General features: G+C 52.4%; 15 protein-coding genes and 1 other RNA gene. 8 read left to right on the top strand and 8 right to left on the bottom strand.

Features of this window, described 5'->3' with window-relative positions:
* Window positions 1–36 precede the first annotated feature (36 nt).
* The 4 genes from LCS67_RS16340 (at window position 37) to amtB (ending at window position 5,452) form a co-directional block, all read left to right on the top strand.
* A complete protein-coding gene (locus LCS67_RS16340; protein WP_001235559.1) occupies window positions 37–1,809 on the top strand; it encodes a SmdA family multidrug ABC transporter permease/ATP-binding protein in 1,773 nt (590 codons plus the stop codon).
* On the top strand, window positions 1,802–3,583 hold the full coding sequence (locus LCS67_RS16335; protein ID WP_001256070.1) for a SmdB family multidrug efflux ABC transporter permease/ATP-binding protein: 1,782 nt from the start codon (window positions 1,802–1,804) through the stop codon (window positions 3,581–3,583). The genes LCS67_RS16340 and LCS67_RS16335 overlap by 8 nt, the downstream gene beginning before the upstream one ends.
* 212 nt (window positions 3,584–3,795) lie before the next feature.
* The gene (gene glnK, locus LCS67_RS16330) at window positions 3,796–4,134 is read left to right on the top strand and encodes a P-II family nitrogen regulator (protein ID WP_000780341.1); all 339 of its coding nucleotides are present in this window, start codon (window positions 3,796–3,798) and stop codon (window positions 4,132–4,134) included.
* 31 nt (window positions 4,135–4,165) lie between these two features.
* Window positions 4,166–5,452, top strand: coding sequence for an ammonium transporter AmtB (gene amtB / locus LCS67_RS16325; RefSeq protein ID WP_000684912.1), 1,287 nt, complete (start codon window positions 4,166–4,168; stop codon window positions 5,450–5,452).
* Window positions 5,453–5,551: 99 nt separating this feature from the next.
* On the opposite strand, the gene tesB is transcribed toward amtB, so the two are convergent.
* Entirely contained in the window at window positions 5,552–6,412 is an 861-nt protein-coding gene (gene tesB / locus LCS67_RS16320; RefSeq protein ID WP_000084176.1) for an acyl-CoA thioesterase II, read from the bottom strand.
* A 214-nt stretch (window positions 6,413–6,626) separates the two neighbouring features.
* Here tesB and LCS67_RS16315 point away from each other — a divergent pair, with 214 nt between their 5' ends.
* Window positions 6,627–7,196 (top strand): YbaY family lipoprotein, encoded by a 570-nt coding sequence (locus LCS67_RS16315; protein ID WP_000779802.1) that lies wholly within the window; start codon window positions 6,627–6,629, stop codon window positions 7,194–7,196.
* Between the two features lie 32 nt (window positions 7,197–7,228).
* Here the strand turns inward: LCS67_RS16315 and LCS67_RS16310 are convergent, their stop codons facing one another.
* Window positions 7,229–7,618: an MGMT family protein gene (locus LCS67_RS16310; RefSeq protein ID WP_000961285.1), complete on the bottom strand. Its 390-nt coding sequence runs from the start codon at window positions 7,616–7,618 to the stop codon at window positions 7,229–7,231.
* An 84-nt stretch (window positions 7,619–7,702) separates the two neighbouring features.
* Between LCS67_RS16310 and ffs the strand changes: the two genes are divergently transcribed.
* Window positions 7,703–7,799: signal recognition particle sRNA small type (gene ffs, locus LCS67_RS16305), an RNA gene on the top strand.
* Window positions 7,800–7,848: 49 nt separating this feature from the next.
* Here ffs and LCS67_RS16300 read toward each other — a convergent pair.
* A complete protein-coding gene (locus tag LCS67_RS16300; RefSeq protein ID WP_000213131.1) occupies window positions 7,849–9,399 on the bottom strand; it encodes an EAL domain-containing protein in 1,551 nt (516 codons plus the stop codon).
* 224 nt (window positions 9,400–9,623) lie between these two features.
* On the opposite strand from LCS67_RS16300, the gene LCS67_RS16295 reads away from it, so the two are divergent.
* Window positions 9,624–9,884: a type B 50S ribosomal protein L31 gene (locus LCS67_RS16295; RefSeq protein WP_000801415.1), complete on the top strand. Its 261-nt coding sequence runs from the start codon at window positions 9,624–9,626 to the stop codon at window positions 9,882–9,884.
* Between the two features lie 5 nt (window positions 9,885–9,889).
* Complete coding sequence (ykgO, locus tag LCS67_RS16290; RefSeq protein WP_001197749.1) at window positions 9,890–10,030, top strand: type B 50S ribosomal protein L36; 141 nt, start codon at window positions 9,890–9,892, stop codon at window positions 10,028–10,030.
* A 54-nt stretch (window positions 10,031–10,084) separates the two neighbouring features.
* On the opposite strand, the gene LCS67_RS16285 is transcribed toward ykgO, so the two are convergent.
* The 5 genes from LCS67_RS16285 to acrB form a co-directional block, all read right to left on the bottom strand.
* Window positions 10,085–10,555: a YlaC family protein gene (locus LCS67_RS16285; protein ID WP_000136183.1), complete on the bottom strand. Its 471-nt coding sequence runs from the start codon at window positions 10,553–10,555 to the stop codon at window positions 10,085–10,087.
* 116 nt (window positions 10,556–10,671) lie between these two features.
* Window positions 10,672–11,223, bottom strand: a complete 552-nt coding sequence (maa, locus tag LCS67_RS16280) for a maltose O-acetyltransferase (protein WP_001278786.1) — start codon at window positions 11,221–11,223, stop codon at window positions 10,672–10,674.
* Between the two features lie 178 nt (window positions 11,224–11,401).
* Window positions 11,402–11,620: an HHA domain-containing protein gene (locus tag LCS67_RS16275; protein WP_001280991.1), complete on the bottom strand. Its 219-nt coding sequence runs from the start codon at window positions 11,618–11,620 to the stop codon at window positions 11,402–11,404.
* Window positions 11,621–11,647: 27 nt separating this feature from the next.
* A complete protein-coding gene (tomB, locus tag LCS67_RS16270) occupies window positions 11,648–12,022 on the bottom strand; it encodes an Hha toxicity modulator TomB (protein WP_000344807.1) in 375 nt (124 codons plus the stop codon).
* Between the two features lie 495 nt (window positions 12,023–12,517).
* Window positions 12,518–15,667 (bottom strand): efflux RND transporter permease AcrB, encoded by a 3,150-nt coding sequence (gene acrB / locus LCS67_RS16265; protein ID WP_001132508.1) that lies wholly within the window; start codon window positions 15,665–15,667, stop codon window positions 12,518–12,520.
* Window positions 15,668–15,673 lie beyond the last annotated feature (6 nt).

The following is a 15,673-nucleotide window of genomic DNA, read 5'->3' as shown; positions in this document are numbered from 1 at the left end:
CCCGGTATTGCCGGAAATCATATCAGGAAATAACGCGTGCGATTATTTGCTCAATTAAGCTGGTACTTTCGCCGGGAATGGCGTCGCTATCTTGGCGCGGTGGCCCTGCTTATGCTTATTGCGATGCTTCAGCTGATCCCGCCCAAAGTGGTGGGGATTGTCGTGGATGGCGTAACCGCACAGCATTTTACTCCAGGCCGAATAGCGATGTGGATTGGCACCATTGCCCTGATCGCCGTAGTGGTCTATTTGTTGCGCTATGTCTGGCGCGTGCTGCTATTTGGCGCTTCTTATCAATTAGCCGTCGAACTGCGTGAAGATTATTATCGCCAGCTGAGCCGTCAGCATCCTGAATTTTATCAGCGCCATCGAACGGGCGATCTTATCGCGCGCGCGACGAATGATGTGGATCGCGTCGTATTTGCGGCGGGTGAGGGCGTTCTGACGCTGGTTGACTCGCTGGTAATGGGCTGCGCGGTACTGATTGTCATGTCGACGCAAATTAGCTGGCAGCTAACGCTATTAGCGCTGTTGCCGATGCCGATTATGGCGCTGATGATCAAACGTTACGGCGATCGGCTGCATGATTATTTCAAACTGGCGCAGGCCGCCTTCTCCAGCCTGAACGACCGCACGCAGGAGAGTCTGACCAGCATCCGCATGATCAAAGCGTTTGGTCTGGAGGACCGCCAGTCTTCGCTGTTTGCGGCGGATGCCGAAGATACCGGCAAGAAAAATATGCGCGTGGCGCGTATTGACGCGCGTTTTGATCCAACCATTTACATCGCCATTGGCATGGCGAACCTGCTCGCGATTAGCGGCGGAAGCTGGATGGTGGTTAACGGCAGCCTGACGCTGGGCGAACTCACCAGCTTTATGATGTATCTGGGGTTGATGATTTGGCCGATGCTGGCGCTGGCCTGGATGTTTAATATCGTGGAGCGGGGTAGCGCCGCATACAGCCGCATCCGCGCCATGCTGGCGGAAGCGCCGGTAGTTAAGGATGGCGAAGAGCCGGTCCCGGCGGGGCGCGGCGAACTGACGGCGGCCATTCGTGAGTTTTGCTATCCGCAAACGACGCATCCGGCGCTGGAGAATGTGAACTTTCGCCTTAAACCGGGTCAGATGCTGGGGATATGCGGTCCGACCGGCGCGGGGAAAAGCACAATATTGTCGCTTATCCAGCGCCATTTTGATGTGACGCAGGGAGAGATCCGTTTCCATGACATGCCGTTGACGCATCTGCAACTGGATAGCTGGCGTAGCCGACTGGCGGTCGTCAGCCAGACGCCGTTTTTGTTCTCGGACTCTATTGCCAATAATATTGCGCTCGGACGCCCGGAGGCGACTCAGGAGGAGATTGAACAGGTGGCGCGTTTAGCCAGCGTACATGAGGATATTCTCCGTTTGCCTCAGGGCTACGACACGCAGGTAGGTGAACGTGGCGTCATGTTATCGGGAGGGCAAAAACAGCGTATCTCGATTGCCAGAGCGCTGCTGTTGAATGCGGAAATTCTGCTTCTTGATGATGCGCTCTCAGCAGTAGATGGTCGCACGGAGCATCAGATTTTGCATAATTTGCGCCAGTGGGGCGAAGGGCGTACGGTCATTATCAGCGCGCATCGTTTATCCGCGCTGACCGACGCCAATGAAATTATCGTTATGCAACATGGTCATGTTGTTCAGCGCGGCGATCACGATCAACTGGCGCAGCAGATTGGCTGGTATCGCGATATGTATCGCTATCAGCAACTGGAGGCCGCGCTGGATGACGCGCCGGAACGCGGCGAGGAGGCGGCGAATGCGTAGTTTTGGACAGCTATGGCCGACGCTGAAACGGTTACTGGCGTATGGCTCGCCATGGCGAAAACCGCTCTCTGTCGCGGTGATGATGCTGTGGATTGCGGCGGCGGCGGAAGTTAGCGGTCCGCTGCTGATCAGCTATTTCATTGATAACATGGTGGCCCGCCACCATTTACCGTTGGGCAAGGTCGCGGGGCTGGCGGCCGCCTATGTGGGGCTACAATTTCTGGCGGCGGGTCTGCATTACGCCCAGTCTTTATTATTTAACCGGGCGGCCGTTGGCGTGGTTCAGTCCTTGCGCACGGACGTCATGGATGCCGCCTTGCGTCAGCCGCTAAGCGCCTTCGACACGCAGCCTGTCGGACAATTAATTTCACGCGTGACCAACGATACGGAAGTCATCCGCGATCTGTACGTCACGGTCGTCGCGACGGTATTACGTAGCGCGGCGTTGATCGGCGCCATGCTGGTCGCCATGTTCAGCCTTGACTGGCGGATGGCGCTGGTGGCGATTTTGATTTTTCCGGCGGTATTGACCGTGATGATCATTTATCAGCGCTACAGCACGCCGATTGTACGCCGCGTGCGGGCATATCTGGCGGATATTAACGACGGCTTTAACGAAATCATCAACGGGATGAGCGTAATCCAGCAGTTTCGCCAGCAGGCGCGCTTCGGCGAACGCATGGGCGAGGCCAGCCGCTCGCACTACATGGCGCGGATGCAGACGCTACGCTTAGACGGCTTTTTATTGCGTCCGCTGCTTAGCCTCTTTTCTGCGCTCATTTTGTGTGGTTTGTTAATGCTTTTCAGCTTTACGTCTGCCGGCACGATTGAGGTCGGGGTGCTGTATGCGTTCATTAGCTATTTGTCACGTCTGAACGAGCCGCTCATTGAACTGACCACCCAGCAATCCATGCTACAGCAGGCGGTTGTGGCGGGAGAGCGTGTTTTTGAACTGATGGATCGCCCGCGCCAGCGCTATGGCAGCGACGACAGGCCGTTACAAAGCGGGGCGATTGATATTGATCATCTGTCGTTTGCTTATCGCGACGATAATCTTGTTTTACAGGACATTACGCTATCAGTACCGTCCCGTAGCTTTGTGGCGCTGGTGGGGCACACCGGCAGCGGGAAGAGCACGCTCGCCAGCTTATTAATGGGGTATTACCCCCTGACACAAGGCGAAATTCGGCTGGATGGGCGAGAAATCGCCTCTCTTAATCATCGCGTTTTACGCCAGGGCGTGGCGATGGTTCAACAGGACCCGGTAGTGATGGCGGATACCTTTCTGGCTAATGTGACGCTGGGGCGCGATGTCTCCGAGGCGCAGGTGTGGCAGGCGCTGGAAACGGTACAACTGGCAGACCTGGCGCGCGGCCTGAGCGACGGGCTGCATACGCATCTCGGCGAGCAGGGAAATACGCTGTCCGTCGGGCAAAAACAGCTACTGGCGCTGGCGCGCGTGCTGGTTGACGCCCCGCAAATATTAATTCTTGATGAAGCGACGGCCAGCATCGATTCCGGCACTGAGCAGGCGATACAGCAGGCGCTGGCGGCGATTCGCGAGCGCACCACGCTGGTGGTTATTGCCCATCGGCTATCGACAATCGTGGAGGCGGATACCATTCTGGTTCTCCATCGCGGCCAGGCGGTGGAGCGCGGGACGCATCAACAATTGCTGGCGGCGCAAGGGCGCTACTGGCAAATGTATCAATTACAGCTAGTTGGCGAGGAGTTAGCCGCCAGCGTACACGAAGAACCCGGCCCTGCGGCGTAAGGTTTTGCGCCACAGGGCAAAACCTCGCCCATTATGCACCGTCGTGGTGCGTTTTTCTTTCCCTGCTTCAATGTTGGGGCGCGTCAATATAAAGACGCGCCGCTAACCGCGCTTTTCCTCGCTCGCCAGCTTCTGGCACATCCTTTGCAATATCCATTCTGAAGAGTCCATGCGCGGCGGCAGCCGTTACCTAATTCTGACTGGAGGGTTCTATGAAGCTGGTTACCGTGATTATCAAACCGTTCAAGCTGGAGGACGTGCGGGAGGCGCTTTCTTCCATTGGCATTCAGGGACTGACCGTCACCGAAGTGAAAGGGTTTGGCCGTCAGAAAGGACACGCCGAACTGTATCGCGGCGCGGAGTACAGCGTGAATTTCCTGCCGAAGGTCAAAATTGATGTGGCTATCGCCGACGACCAACTGGAAGAGGTGATCGATATCATCAGTAAAGCGGCTTACACCGGAAAAATTGGCGACGGCAAAATTTTCGTCGCGGAGCTCATGCGCGTTATTCGGATTCGTACCGGCGAAGCTGACGAAGCAGCGCTGTAAGACCCGCCACACAGCAACAGGAAATGAAAAAATGAAGATAGCGATGATAAAAACCACACTGGCTTCACTGGCGCTGCTGCCTGGGCTAACGATAGCCGCGCCGGCGGTTGCCGATAAAGCGGATAGTGCTTTTATGATGATTTGCACCGCGCTGGTGCTGTTCATGACGATACCGGGTATCGCGCTGTTTTACGGCGGATTAATTCGCGCTAAGAACGTGTTGTCAATGTTAACGCAAGTGACCGTCACCTTTGCGCTGGTCTGTATTTTATGGGTGGTGTACGGCTATTCGCTGGCTTTTGGCGAAGGGAATCATTTCTTCGGTAATGCCGATGGGGCGATGTTGAAGAATATCGCGTTGACGGCGGTAACGGGGACGATTTATCAGTATATTCATGTCGCGTTTCAGGGATCTTTCGCCTGCATTACCGTCGGGCTGATTGTCGGCGCGCTGGCGGAGCGTATTCGTTTTTCGGCGGTACTGATTTTTGTCGTGGTGTGGTTCACGCTCTCTTATATCCCGATTGCGCACATGGTGTGGGGCGGCGGCCTGCTGGCTGCTCACGGCGCGCTGGATTTTGCCGGTGGTACGGTGGTGCATATTAACGCCGCTATCGCCGGGCTGGTAGGGGCTTATTTAATTGGCAAACGCGTCGGCTTTGGGAAAGAAGCATTTAAACCCCATAACCTGCCGATGGTCTTTACCGGTACTGCGATTCTGTATATCGGCTGGTTTGGATTTAACGCGGGTTCTGCGGGGAGCGCAAACGAGATAGCAGCGCTGGCCTTTGTGAACACCGTGGTGGCGACCGCCGCCGCGATTCTGGGGTGGATTATCGGCGAGTGGACGCTACGCGGTAAGCCTTCCCTGCTAGGGGCGTGTTCCGGCGCGATTGCCGGTCTGGTCGGCGTGACGCCAGCCTGTGGCTATGTTGGCGTTGGCGGCGCGCTGGTTATCGGCGTTATTGCGGGTCTGGCGGGATTGTGGGGAGTCACCATGCTTAAACGTCTGTTACGGGTAGATGATCCGTGCGACGTATTTGGCGTTCACGGCGTTTGCGGAATAGTCGGCTGTATCCTGACCGGCGTTTTTGCCGCCAGTTCGCTGGGCGGCGTTGGCTTTGTCGACGGCGTTACGATGGGACATCAGGTGATGGTACAGCTGGAAAGTATTGCTATTACGGTCGTCTGGTCCGGCGTTGTCGCGTTTGTTGGTTACAAACTGGCGGATATCCTTGTTGGACTGCGTGTACCGGAAGAGCAGGAGCGCGAGGGGCTGGATGTGAACAGTCACGGCGAGAATGCGTATAACGCGTGATTGCGCAACATGCCTGATGGCGCTGCGCTTATCCAGTTTACCGTAGGCCGGATAAGCGCAGCGTCATCAGGCCATTAACGCCGCATAGCGGCATGTTTTTTAATTGTGATTACGCATTACCCCTTCCTGCACGGTTGAAGCGACCAACGCGCCATCCTGAGTATAAAACTCGCCGCGAACAAAGCCCCGGGCGCTGGAGGCGGAAGTGCTCTCCACGCTATAAAGTAGCCATTCATTAAAATTGAACGGACGATGGAACCACATAGAGTGATCGATAGTGGCGATCTGAATGCCCTTTTCCAGAAAACCGATGCCGTGAGGCTGAAGCGCGACGGGAAGGAAATTCAGATCCGAGGCGTATCCCAGTAAATATTGATGGACGCGAATGTCATCCGGAACGGTGCCGTTGGCGCGAATCCATACCTGACGCACAGGCGCGGCGACGTGACCTTTCAACGGATTGTGAAATTCGACGGGACGAATTTCCAGCGGGCGATCGCAGAGAAACTTTTCTTTCAGAATCGGCGGCAGTAAATGCGCCAGCGATTGCGCGATTTCCGTTTCTGACGGTAGTCCTTCCGGCCCGACTGCCGTCGGCATGGTTTTTTGATGTTCAAAACCCGGTTCCGGCGCCTGGAATGAGGCGGTCATATAAAAGATGGGTTTCCCGTTCTGAATAGCGGCAACGCGGCGGGCGCTGAAGCTGTTCCCATCGCGCAGCACTTCTACGTCATAGATAATGGGTTTTTGGCTGTCGCCTGGCCGCAGAAAATAACTGTGGAATGAATGCACCAGTCGCGCTTCCGGCACCGTTTCTTTGGCGGCATAGAGCGCCTGGCCCACCACCTGACCGCCAAATACCTGGCGCAGCCCTAAGTCTTCACTTTGGCCCCGAAAGAGTCCTTCTTCAATTTTTTCCAGATTCAATAATGTCAGCAAATTATTCAGTGTCTGACTCATACATACTCTCCAGGTGACAACGATGCCGAAGCGAGGTAGGGCAGAGTATAACGCAATTTTGCAAGTGGTCCGATGGGTACAAAAGTCTGAATAACAGACCAATTCCAGGCAAAAATGAGTGACATGTGCCACACTTAATCACGTTATGTTTCTGTTAACCACTCTTCCGGCGGGGGGAAAGGCCTGCTGGTGCATTGATGATAAGGAGAATTGAATGAAACTCGTGCACATCGTAAGTGGTTTAGCGGTTGCGATATCTCTGGCGGCCTGCGCTGATAAAAGCGCTGATATCCAGACGCCTGCGCCAAACCCTAACATGTCGATTACAGCTAACCAGTCTACTATTCAGCAACCCAATGTTTCCGGTACCGTCTGGATCCGCCAGAAGGTCGCTCTGCCGCCAGATGCGGTGCTGACCGTGACGCTTTCAGATGCTTCGCTGGCTGATGCGCCGTCTAAGGTGCTGTCGCAAAAAGCGGTACGTACCGAAGGTAAACAGGCGCCTTTCAGTTTTGTGTTGCCGTTTAACCCATCAGATATTCAACCTAACGCGCGTATTCTCCTGAGCGCGGCCATCACCGTTGACAATAAGCTGGTATTTATTACCGATAGCGTGAAACCGGTGATTAATAATGGCGGCACTAAAGCGGATCTGACGCTGGTACCGGTACAGCAAACGGCGGTGCCTGTGCAGGCCAGCGGTGGTGCGACGACGACGGTTCCATCGACTTCGCCGACCCAGGTCAATCCGTCTTCTGCCGTTCCTGCGCCTACCCAGTATTAATCCTGCGCCAACCCTCTCCGTTACGGAGAGGGTTAATACACCCAGCGATAGCGTTGTAAATCGATTTGTCCGCTTCCCGACACCACCACGCCTTCCGCCAGTAATGCCTGACGTTGCCGTTGTAGATCCGGCCCGGTAAGTGATATCGCGCCGTGGCGGTTCACCACCCGATGCCATGGTAAAGTGCTGCCTTCCGGCAGACGTTTTAAAACTCCGCCGACCTGACGCGCCGCCCGAGGCGAACCGGCAAGCCGGGCGACATCGCCGTAGGTCGTGACAAACCCTTCCGGGATCGAAGCGACGATTTGCCAGACGCGTTGAGGAAATGTGTCCTGAATATCCATAATAGAATCCTGCGTTAATGCTTCAGGATAATCTGGAATAAGGGGGGAGGAAAGCCCGGATGCGCAAGAAACCAGCATCCGATGCCTGATGGGTTGCAATTGCACGATATAGCAGTGATAATGCGCCTGCGCGTTGGTTCACAACGCTCTCAATGGGGGCTCTGTTGGTTCTCCCGCAACGCTACTCTGTTTACCAGGTCAGGTCCGGAAGGAAGCAGCCAAGGCAGATGACGCGTGTGCCGGGATGTAGCTGGCAGGGCCCCCACCCATTTGTGCCTCTCCACACTGTTCTTTTCTGCTGTGCGACGTTATAGCCGCTGTTCCGCCCAAAGAATAAATGCCGTAGCGGGTAGGGGTTTACTGTATAACCAGCCCTGACCATAATGCACGCCATGCTGGCGTAGCCACTGTTCTTGCCTGATCGTTTCGATGCCTTCTGCGACCATCTTAAGTTTGAGCGTTTTCGCCATTTCAATAATATGCGGCGTGACGTTTTTATATTCCAGCGCATCGACAAAAGATTTATCAATTTTAAGGACATCCACATCCAGATTTTGTAAGTAGCTGAGGCTGGAATAGCCGGTGCCAAAGTCATCAATATAAATGGAATGTCCCGCGTTACGGTATCTGGCGACAATGGGCGCGCTGGTTTTCGGATCGGCGAACTCGCGCTCCGTTAATTCAAGCGCGATTTGCGACGGAGAAATTTGGCTACGGTTCAGCAGCGTGCTTAACAGCGTCGGCAACGTTTCCGACGCCAGATCGGATGCCTCAAGATTGATTGAAATATGTTGTTCGGGATGGGACTTTAACCAACTCCCCATGTCTTCAAAAACGGTGTCGATGATTAGCCGGGTTAGCGGCTCTGTGAGCCCGGTTTGTTCAGCCAGCGCGATAAAAATTTCCGGCGAAAGGAAGGTGCCGTCCGCCTGTTGCCAGCGAGCTAAAGCTTCGGCACCGACAATTTTTCCGCTGTTCAGGGAGACAATAGGCTGATAGTGTACGTTAATTTCGCGATTGTCTATCGCATCCTGGAGACGGTGGCGGGGCGACTGTAGCCGACGCAAAATACGCAGAATAAAGGCCGCAGCCAGCAGACCCGTTACGATGCCCGCCGGTAGCCAGATAAATGCCTGTCGATACCAGCTCCTTTCCAGCGGAGCGGTCGGTGCCCAGCTTACGATAGTAATGCCCATTTCCGGAAAGGGGTGAATAGCATACTGAATGCCTCGGTTTTCCAGCCGCAGGGGCGTCTCATGGTGAATGAGCGGAAGAATAGCGAGGTCAAGGTTACCGCTGCTGGCAACCACAGTATTGCGTTCCCGGCCAATAATAGCGACGTCAATCGGCCATGCGCCAAACGGAATCACATCGATAAAGGACGCCGGGTCGATCATCACGATATAGCTGTCGCTCCCGAGTGCCGCCATATAGCGTTTTATACCCAGATCGTTTTGCGCCGTAAACCAGGCGCGATAACCGTCGCGAGTGATTTTCATGGGCGGAGGGAAAGCGGGAATATGGCTCTCTTTTTCAAGTGAGGAGCAAACGGGAATCGAATTTTTAAGATACAGAACTTCCTGGACATACCGAAAGCTATAAGACACGCGGCGCATGGCGAGTAAATGGGCGCTGCTGCAGGGCTCGCCTTTAAAGGAGGCAATATGCGTTAACGCGGCTTTTGCCTGGTCACTGACCCTTTCTGTACGTAGCGCCACCCGGGACGAGAAGATATCCAGCTCTTCGTTAAACCTTTTTTCAACTTGACGGTGCGCCAGCCACAGACTCAATCCTATCGGGAAAAGGACAGACAGGATAAGCACTCCCGTTACCAGGCTGACCAGATGTCGTGTTGTCACAGTGATGTCCTTATAAACACAGCGTAGAGAAAGTATATCCGATCGTAAATCGCGCCCTCGAATGATAAAGCTATTTTATCGATTTTACAGATATAGGGGCCAGACTAACGCGTTACGCCACATTGCTTTTGCCGCCAGGAAGAGATCGTGAATGTTTACCGGTTGAAAAAGGAGCGTTGATAGCGTATTTTATTGTTATGTTATAACATAATTGAGAGGGCGCAATGAAACCTGATATTCATCCTGTATACCGCACCGTCGTATTTCACGACACCAGCGCAAATGAATATGTGAAAGTGGGATCAACTATCAAAACTGAACGTGAAATCGAACTGGACGGCGTGACATATCCGTATGTCACTATTGATGTGTCATCAAAATCGCATCCTTTTTATACCGGTAGACAGAAAACGTTTGATAGCGAAAGTAGCGCCGCACGCTTCCAGAAACGTTTCGGTCATTTTATCGGCGCTAAAAGGGGGTAAATGAAATGCAGGTGTTAAACTCACTTCGCAATGCAAAACAACGGCATCCGGATTGCCAGATAGTCAAACGCAAAGGACGCTTATACGTGATTTGTAAAACAAATCCGCGTTTTAAGGCGGTTCAGGGGCGTAAAAAAAGACGTTAAAAACCAACAGTTCAGGGAAAGCAGTGCGTACCAGGGAGGGTGCGCACTTTTTTATTACCGGCTGGCTTCTGCGCGGGCCAGCGTAAAAATATCGTAGAAGGAAAGTTCGCCCTTACGGGCAACCATTTTTTGCAGCTGGACTTTATGTTCATTATCCACCTGTGGAGATTGAAGAATCGTCTCAATGAGCGTGGGGGGAACAAAGCGGGTGTTGTACCATTCGCCGTTGTAACAGACCCGGAGGTCCAGCACATCGATGTCGTTATAGTGATAACGCGGGGCGATGTCGAAAAAGAAGAAGCCATTAAATGCGATAAATAACACCACTAACAGCCACACTGACCCCACCAGCGTTTCTGATTGCAGCATGACCGCCAGCGTCGCAAACCAGGCCGCATACATCGCGATAAATAACCCAGGATGCTTGCGGATAAAACTGATACTAAAACGCGGCCTGTTATCGCGTTTTTCACGGACGTTTAAGTCATCAATAGTTTCGCTAAGCAGGCGCTGTATCTCTGTCATCTTTTGCCTTCATGATTTCTGCGACATAGGGGTAGTAACAGCCCATTTTAAAGGGAGGTGTAACGTGAAAAAAGTAACAGATTAACCACGAATTAGCATAACAGTTATCATTTTGACTACAATTTTTTAATGATTCGCGCCGGATTTCCGCCTACCACGACGTCTGGCGGTACGTTTTTTGTCACCACAGCGCCTGAAGCGACGACGACGTTATCGCCGATGGTTACGCCAGGATTAACGACGGCTCGTCCGCCTATCCAGACGTTATTTCCGATAGTGACGGGTTTACCGAATTCTCTGCCGCTGTTGCGTTCGACGGCGTCCAGCGGGTGCGTGGCGGTATAGATATGTACCCCTGGCGCGAGCATACAATTATCGCCAATATGAATTGGGCAAACATCAAGCATGACGCAGTCGAAGTTAGCGTAAAAGGAGTGACCAAGAAAAATATTATAGCCGTAGTCGCAACGGAAGGAAGGTTCAATATAGGCGTCTTCGCATCGACCCAACAGGTCGCGTAAAATCGCCTGACGCTTATTTATTTCATCAGGCGTACTATAATTGTATTGATGGATGAGTTGACGCGCCCGCAGTCGATCCTGGCATAAAGTTTCATCGGTCGGGCAATACAGTGCCCCAGCGATCATTTTTTGTTTTTCGTCACTCATCGCGCGCTCCCCTTGGTGGATATTATCGCAATAGAAGCAATAATAAAGCATTAGAGGGAACGTTCCCTGCTATTGGTATGTGATCTATATCACTGTTCTATAATAGCCCGTTGTGTTATTAGCCAGAACGAGGAGGCAGATAACACCTGCGTGTTCTCTAAAAAGTAATGTAGCGTGATTAACGAATGAATTTCCATACTGAAGAGGGGATCTTGTCGTAGAGTTTGTTCATCGTCAATTCTGCAAGACGGTGATCCGCAGCTGAGTAAAATACAGCCAGCTCATTGTCGGACAATTCATATTTATTTTTCTCAATGACGCGCTCCAGAGTGTCAATTGTCTGACAGCGCCGTAAACGCATCAAATAATCAGTTTTAGTTAATGGTTTATCAGACATAAATTCTACCTATGATTGTAATAATTTTTAACAAGACAAACTAACAGGATTAGCCCTGGTGGCGTTGACGAAACAACGGAACAGGCGGTTGCCCGATTTACGCCATTTTTGCAAATCCTGCGTATTAATACCATAGCTGCTGAACAACATAAAGGTGTCGTCCAGGTATTCATCTATCTGCGCAATCAATTTATTGTCTTCATTGTACTTAATTTTATAATTAAGAGCGAAAGTTGCAATATGCTCTATCAGCTCATTGAGCTGCAGGTTGACTGCTGAGGTCGGGTCATTAACCCAGCCATGGTTGCTTTCTTCAAGGTTTGCAAGACAGTCATGATACAGGGTTTCGCAAAGAAATTTAAGCTGTGCTATATCATGTCTTTTGGGTGAGTATTCGTCCATAATGCATCCCCTTTTTAGTGGCTTAAACTAACCGAACACCTTCGGGATGGATACAACTAACTAACCTGGTACTTCCCACGTCACCTTATGATTTAACTATAATCTACTCTAAAAAACTTTTCATCGTCATATTACGAAAAATTACAATTGCGTGAAAGCCGCGTGTTGCCATACTTTTTCGAATTTTAACAGTGATCGTCGGTCGCCTAAAAAGGAACCAGTTTTATTGTTTGTGTAATCATTGGGTTAACGTTTTTTAGCTTTTCAGGCTAAAACAATAGACTCTGACAGGAGAAAATAGCCAGGAATATTCTTAATATTTCTTAATTAATGGCTGAATTAAGAAATGGCCAACTTTCCTAAGAAAAGCCTTTAACGCAGTAAGGATTATACCTTTTATTAATATGGCAAAAAATAATCAATCTAACAATAAGCGTATTTTATGATTTTTGCGTAAAAAAGGCCGCTTGCGCGGCCTTATCAACAGTGAGCAAATCAGCGATGTTCTGTCGAATGACTATGCTCAATATCTTCGCTTTTACGGCTAAAGCGGCGGCGTACCACCACGAAGAAGACCGGTACGAAGAAAATAGCCAGTACGGTTGCCGTTACCATCCCGCCCAGTACGCCAGTACCTACCGCATTCTGCGCGCCGGAACCCGCGCCGGAACTGATAACCAGCGGCATAACCCCCAGCATGAACGCTAACGAGGTCATCAGAATCGGGCGCAAACGCATCCGAACGGCCTCCAGCGTCGCTTCTACCAGACCTTTCCCTTCTTTATCCATTAAGTCTTTGGCGAATTCGACGATAAGTATCGCGTTCTTCGCCGACAACCCAATGGTTGTGAGCAGGCCCACCTGGAAGTAAACGTCGTTAGTCAGTCCGCGGAAGGTCGCGGCCAGCAGCGCGCCGATAACCCCAAGCGGAACAACCAGCATTACGGAGAACGGGATAGACCAGCTCTCATACAATGCCGCCAGACACAGGAAGACGACGATCAGCGAGATAGCATACAGGGCAGGGGCCTGGTTGCCGGACAACCGCTCCTGGTAGGACATCCCGGTCCAGTCATACCCAATGCCTGACGGCAGCTTGCTGGCCAGTTCCTCCATCATCGCCATCGCTTCACCAGTACTCTTGCCTGGCGCCGCCTGACCCAGAATTTCCATCGAAGGCAGACCGTTATAGCGTTCCAGACGCGGCGAACCATATTCCCAGCGGGAAGAGGAGAATGCGGAGAATGGCACCATCTGACCATCGCTACCACGAACGTACCAGTCGTTAATATCATCCGGCAACATGCGGTATTTCGCTTCGGACATCACGTAAACTTTCTTCACACGACCGCGATCGATAAAGTCGTTTACATAGCTGCCGCCCCATGCTGCGCCCAGCGTGGTATTAATGTCGCTAATAGACACGCCCAGCGCCTGAGCTTTTTCCTGGTCGATATCGATTTTAAACTGCGGCGTATCTTCCAGACCGTTAGGTCGAACGCCGACCAGCAGATCAGGATATTTCGCCACCTCGCCGAACAACTGATTACGTGCCTGGGTGAGTTTTTCATGACCAAGTCCCGCCTGGTCAATCAACTCGAAGTCAAACCCGGTTGCGGTGCCCAGTTCAACAATCGCCGGCAGGTTAAAGGCGAAGACCATCGCATCTTTAATTTGTGAAAACGCTGCGGTTGCCCGCTGGGTAATCGCTTCAACCTTGTTTTTTTCGCCTGGACGATCGGCCCAGTCTTTCAACGACACGAATGCAATACCGGTATTCTGACCGCGCCCTGCAAAACCGAAGCCGTTGACGGCGAATACCGATTCAACGTTGGCTTTCTCTTTGTTCAGATAGTAATCCGTGACCTCATCCAGCACTTTTTGCGTGCGCTCTTGCGTCGCGCCGGCGGGGAGCTGGACCATTGTCAGGAATACGCCCTGGTCTTCATCCGGCAAGAAAGAGCTTGGCAGACGAACGAACAGATAAGCCATACCGACGACGATAATGAGATAGAGCAGCAGATAACGCCCGGTGCTGCGCAGAATATTACCTACGCTATCGGTGTAGTGATGCGTGCTCTTATCGAACAGGCGGTTAAACCAGCCGAAAAAGCCTTTTTTCCCTTCGCCATGATCGCCTTTGGCGACGGGTTTGAGCATCGTCGCGCACAGCGCGGGCGTCAGGATCAGCGCGACCAGCACCGACAGCGCCATCGCCGATACGATGGTGATAGAGAACTGACGATAAATTGCCCCGGTTGAGCCGCCAAAGAAGGCCATCGGAATAAATACCGCCGACAGTACCATCGCGATACCCACCAATGCGCCCTGAATCTGGCCCATGGATTTGCGCGTCGCTTCCTTCGGCGGAAGGCCTTCTTCCGTCATAACACGTTCGACGTTCTCGACCACCACGATGGCGTCATCCACCAGCAAGCCGATGGCGAGCACCATCCCGAACATCGTCAGCGTGTTTATCGAGAAACCGAATGCCGCAAGCACGGCAAAGGTTCCCAACAACACCACCGGAACCGCAATAGTCGGAATCAACGTCGCGCGGAAGTTCTGCAGGAACAGGTACATCACCAGGAACACGAGGATAATCGCTTCGACCAGCGTTTTTACCACTTCATGAATAGAGATCTTCACGAACGGCGTGGTGTCATACGGGTAGACGATTTTCATCCCTGGCGGGAAGAACGGTTCCATTTTTTTCAGTTCGGCGCGAATAGCGGTAGCGGTATCCAGCGCGTTGGCGCCGGTAGCCAGTTTGATGCCAAGACCTGACGCTGGCTGACCGTTAAATTTCGCGATGACGTCGTAGTTTTCGCCGCCAAGCTCAATTTTCGCTACATCCCGCAGACGAACCTGGGAGCCATCCTGATTCACCTTCAGCAGGATTTTGCCAAACTCATCCGTTGAGGTCAGACGCGTTTGGGCAATAATCGATGCGTTAAGCTGCTGGCCTTTTACCGGCGGCGTACCACCGAGCTGACCTGCTGCGACCTGGGCGTTCTGCGCTTTGATCGCGTTAATCACGTCGACCGGCGTCAGTTGGTATTTGGTCAGCTCTGTCGGATTCATCCAGATACGCATCGCATATTGCGAACCAAACAGCTGGACGTCGCCCACCCCAGAGGTACGGCTGATCGGATCTTTCATATTGGCGGCAACGTAATCCGAAATATCCTCCTGGGTCATGGTGCCGTCGGTGTTAATGACGCCCACTACCATCAGGAAGCTACTTGAGGACTTCTCAACGCTTACGCCCTGTTGCTGTACTTCCTGGGGAAGTAACGGCATTGCCAGTTGCAACTTGTTCTGAACCTGAACCTGCGCGATATCCGCATCGGTGCCGGATTCAAAGGTCAGCGTGATCTGCACGGTCCCCGTGGAGTCACTGTTGGAGGACATATACATCAGGTTATCGATACCGTTCATATTCTGTTCGATAACCTGCGTGACGGTATCCTGTACCGTTTTCGCATCAGCGCCAGGGTAGGTTGCGGAGATCGTCACTGCTGGTGGCGCAATCGTCGGATATTGCGCTACCGGCAATTTGAGGATCGCGAGCCCCCCTGCCAACATGATGATGATGGCGATCACCCACGCAAATATAGGGCGATCGATAAAGAAATTAGGCATGTCTTA

This window comes from Salmonella sp. A7 (genome assembly GCF_020181675.1).
GTDB lineage: Bacteria > Pseudomonadota > Gammaproteobacteria > Enterobacterales > Enterobacteriaceae > Salmonella > Salmonella enterica.
Note: the sequence above shows the minus strand (reverse complement) of the source record. Positions and strands in the feature narration are given on the sequence as shown.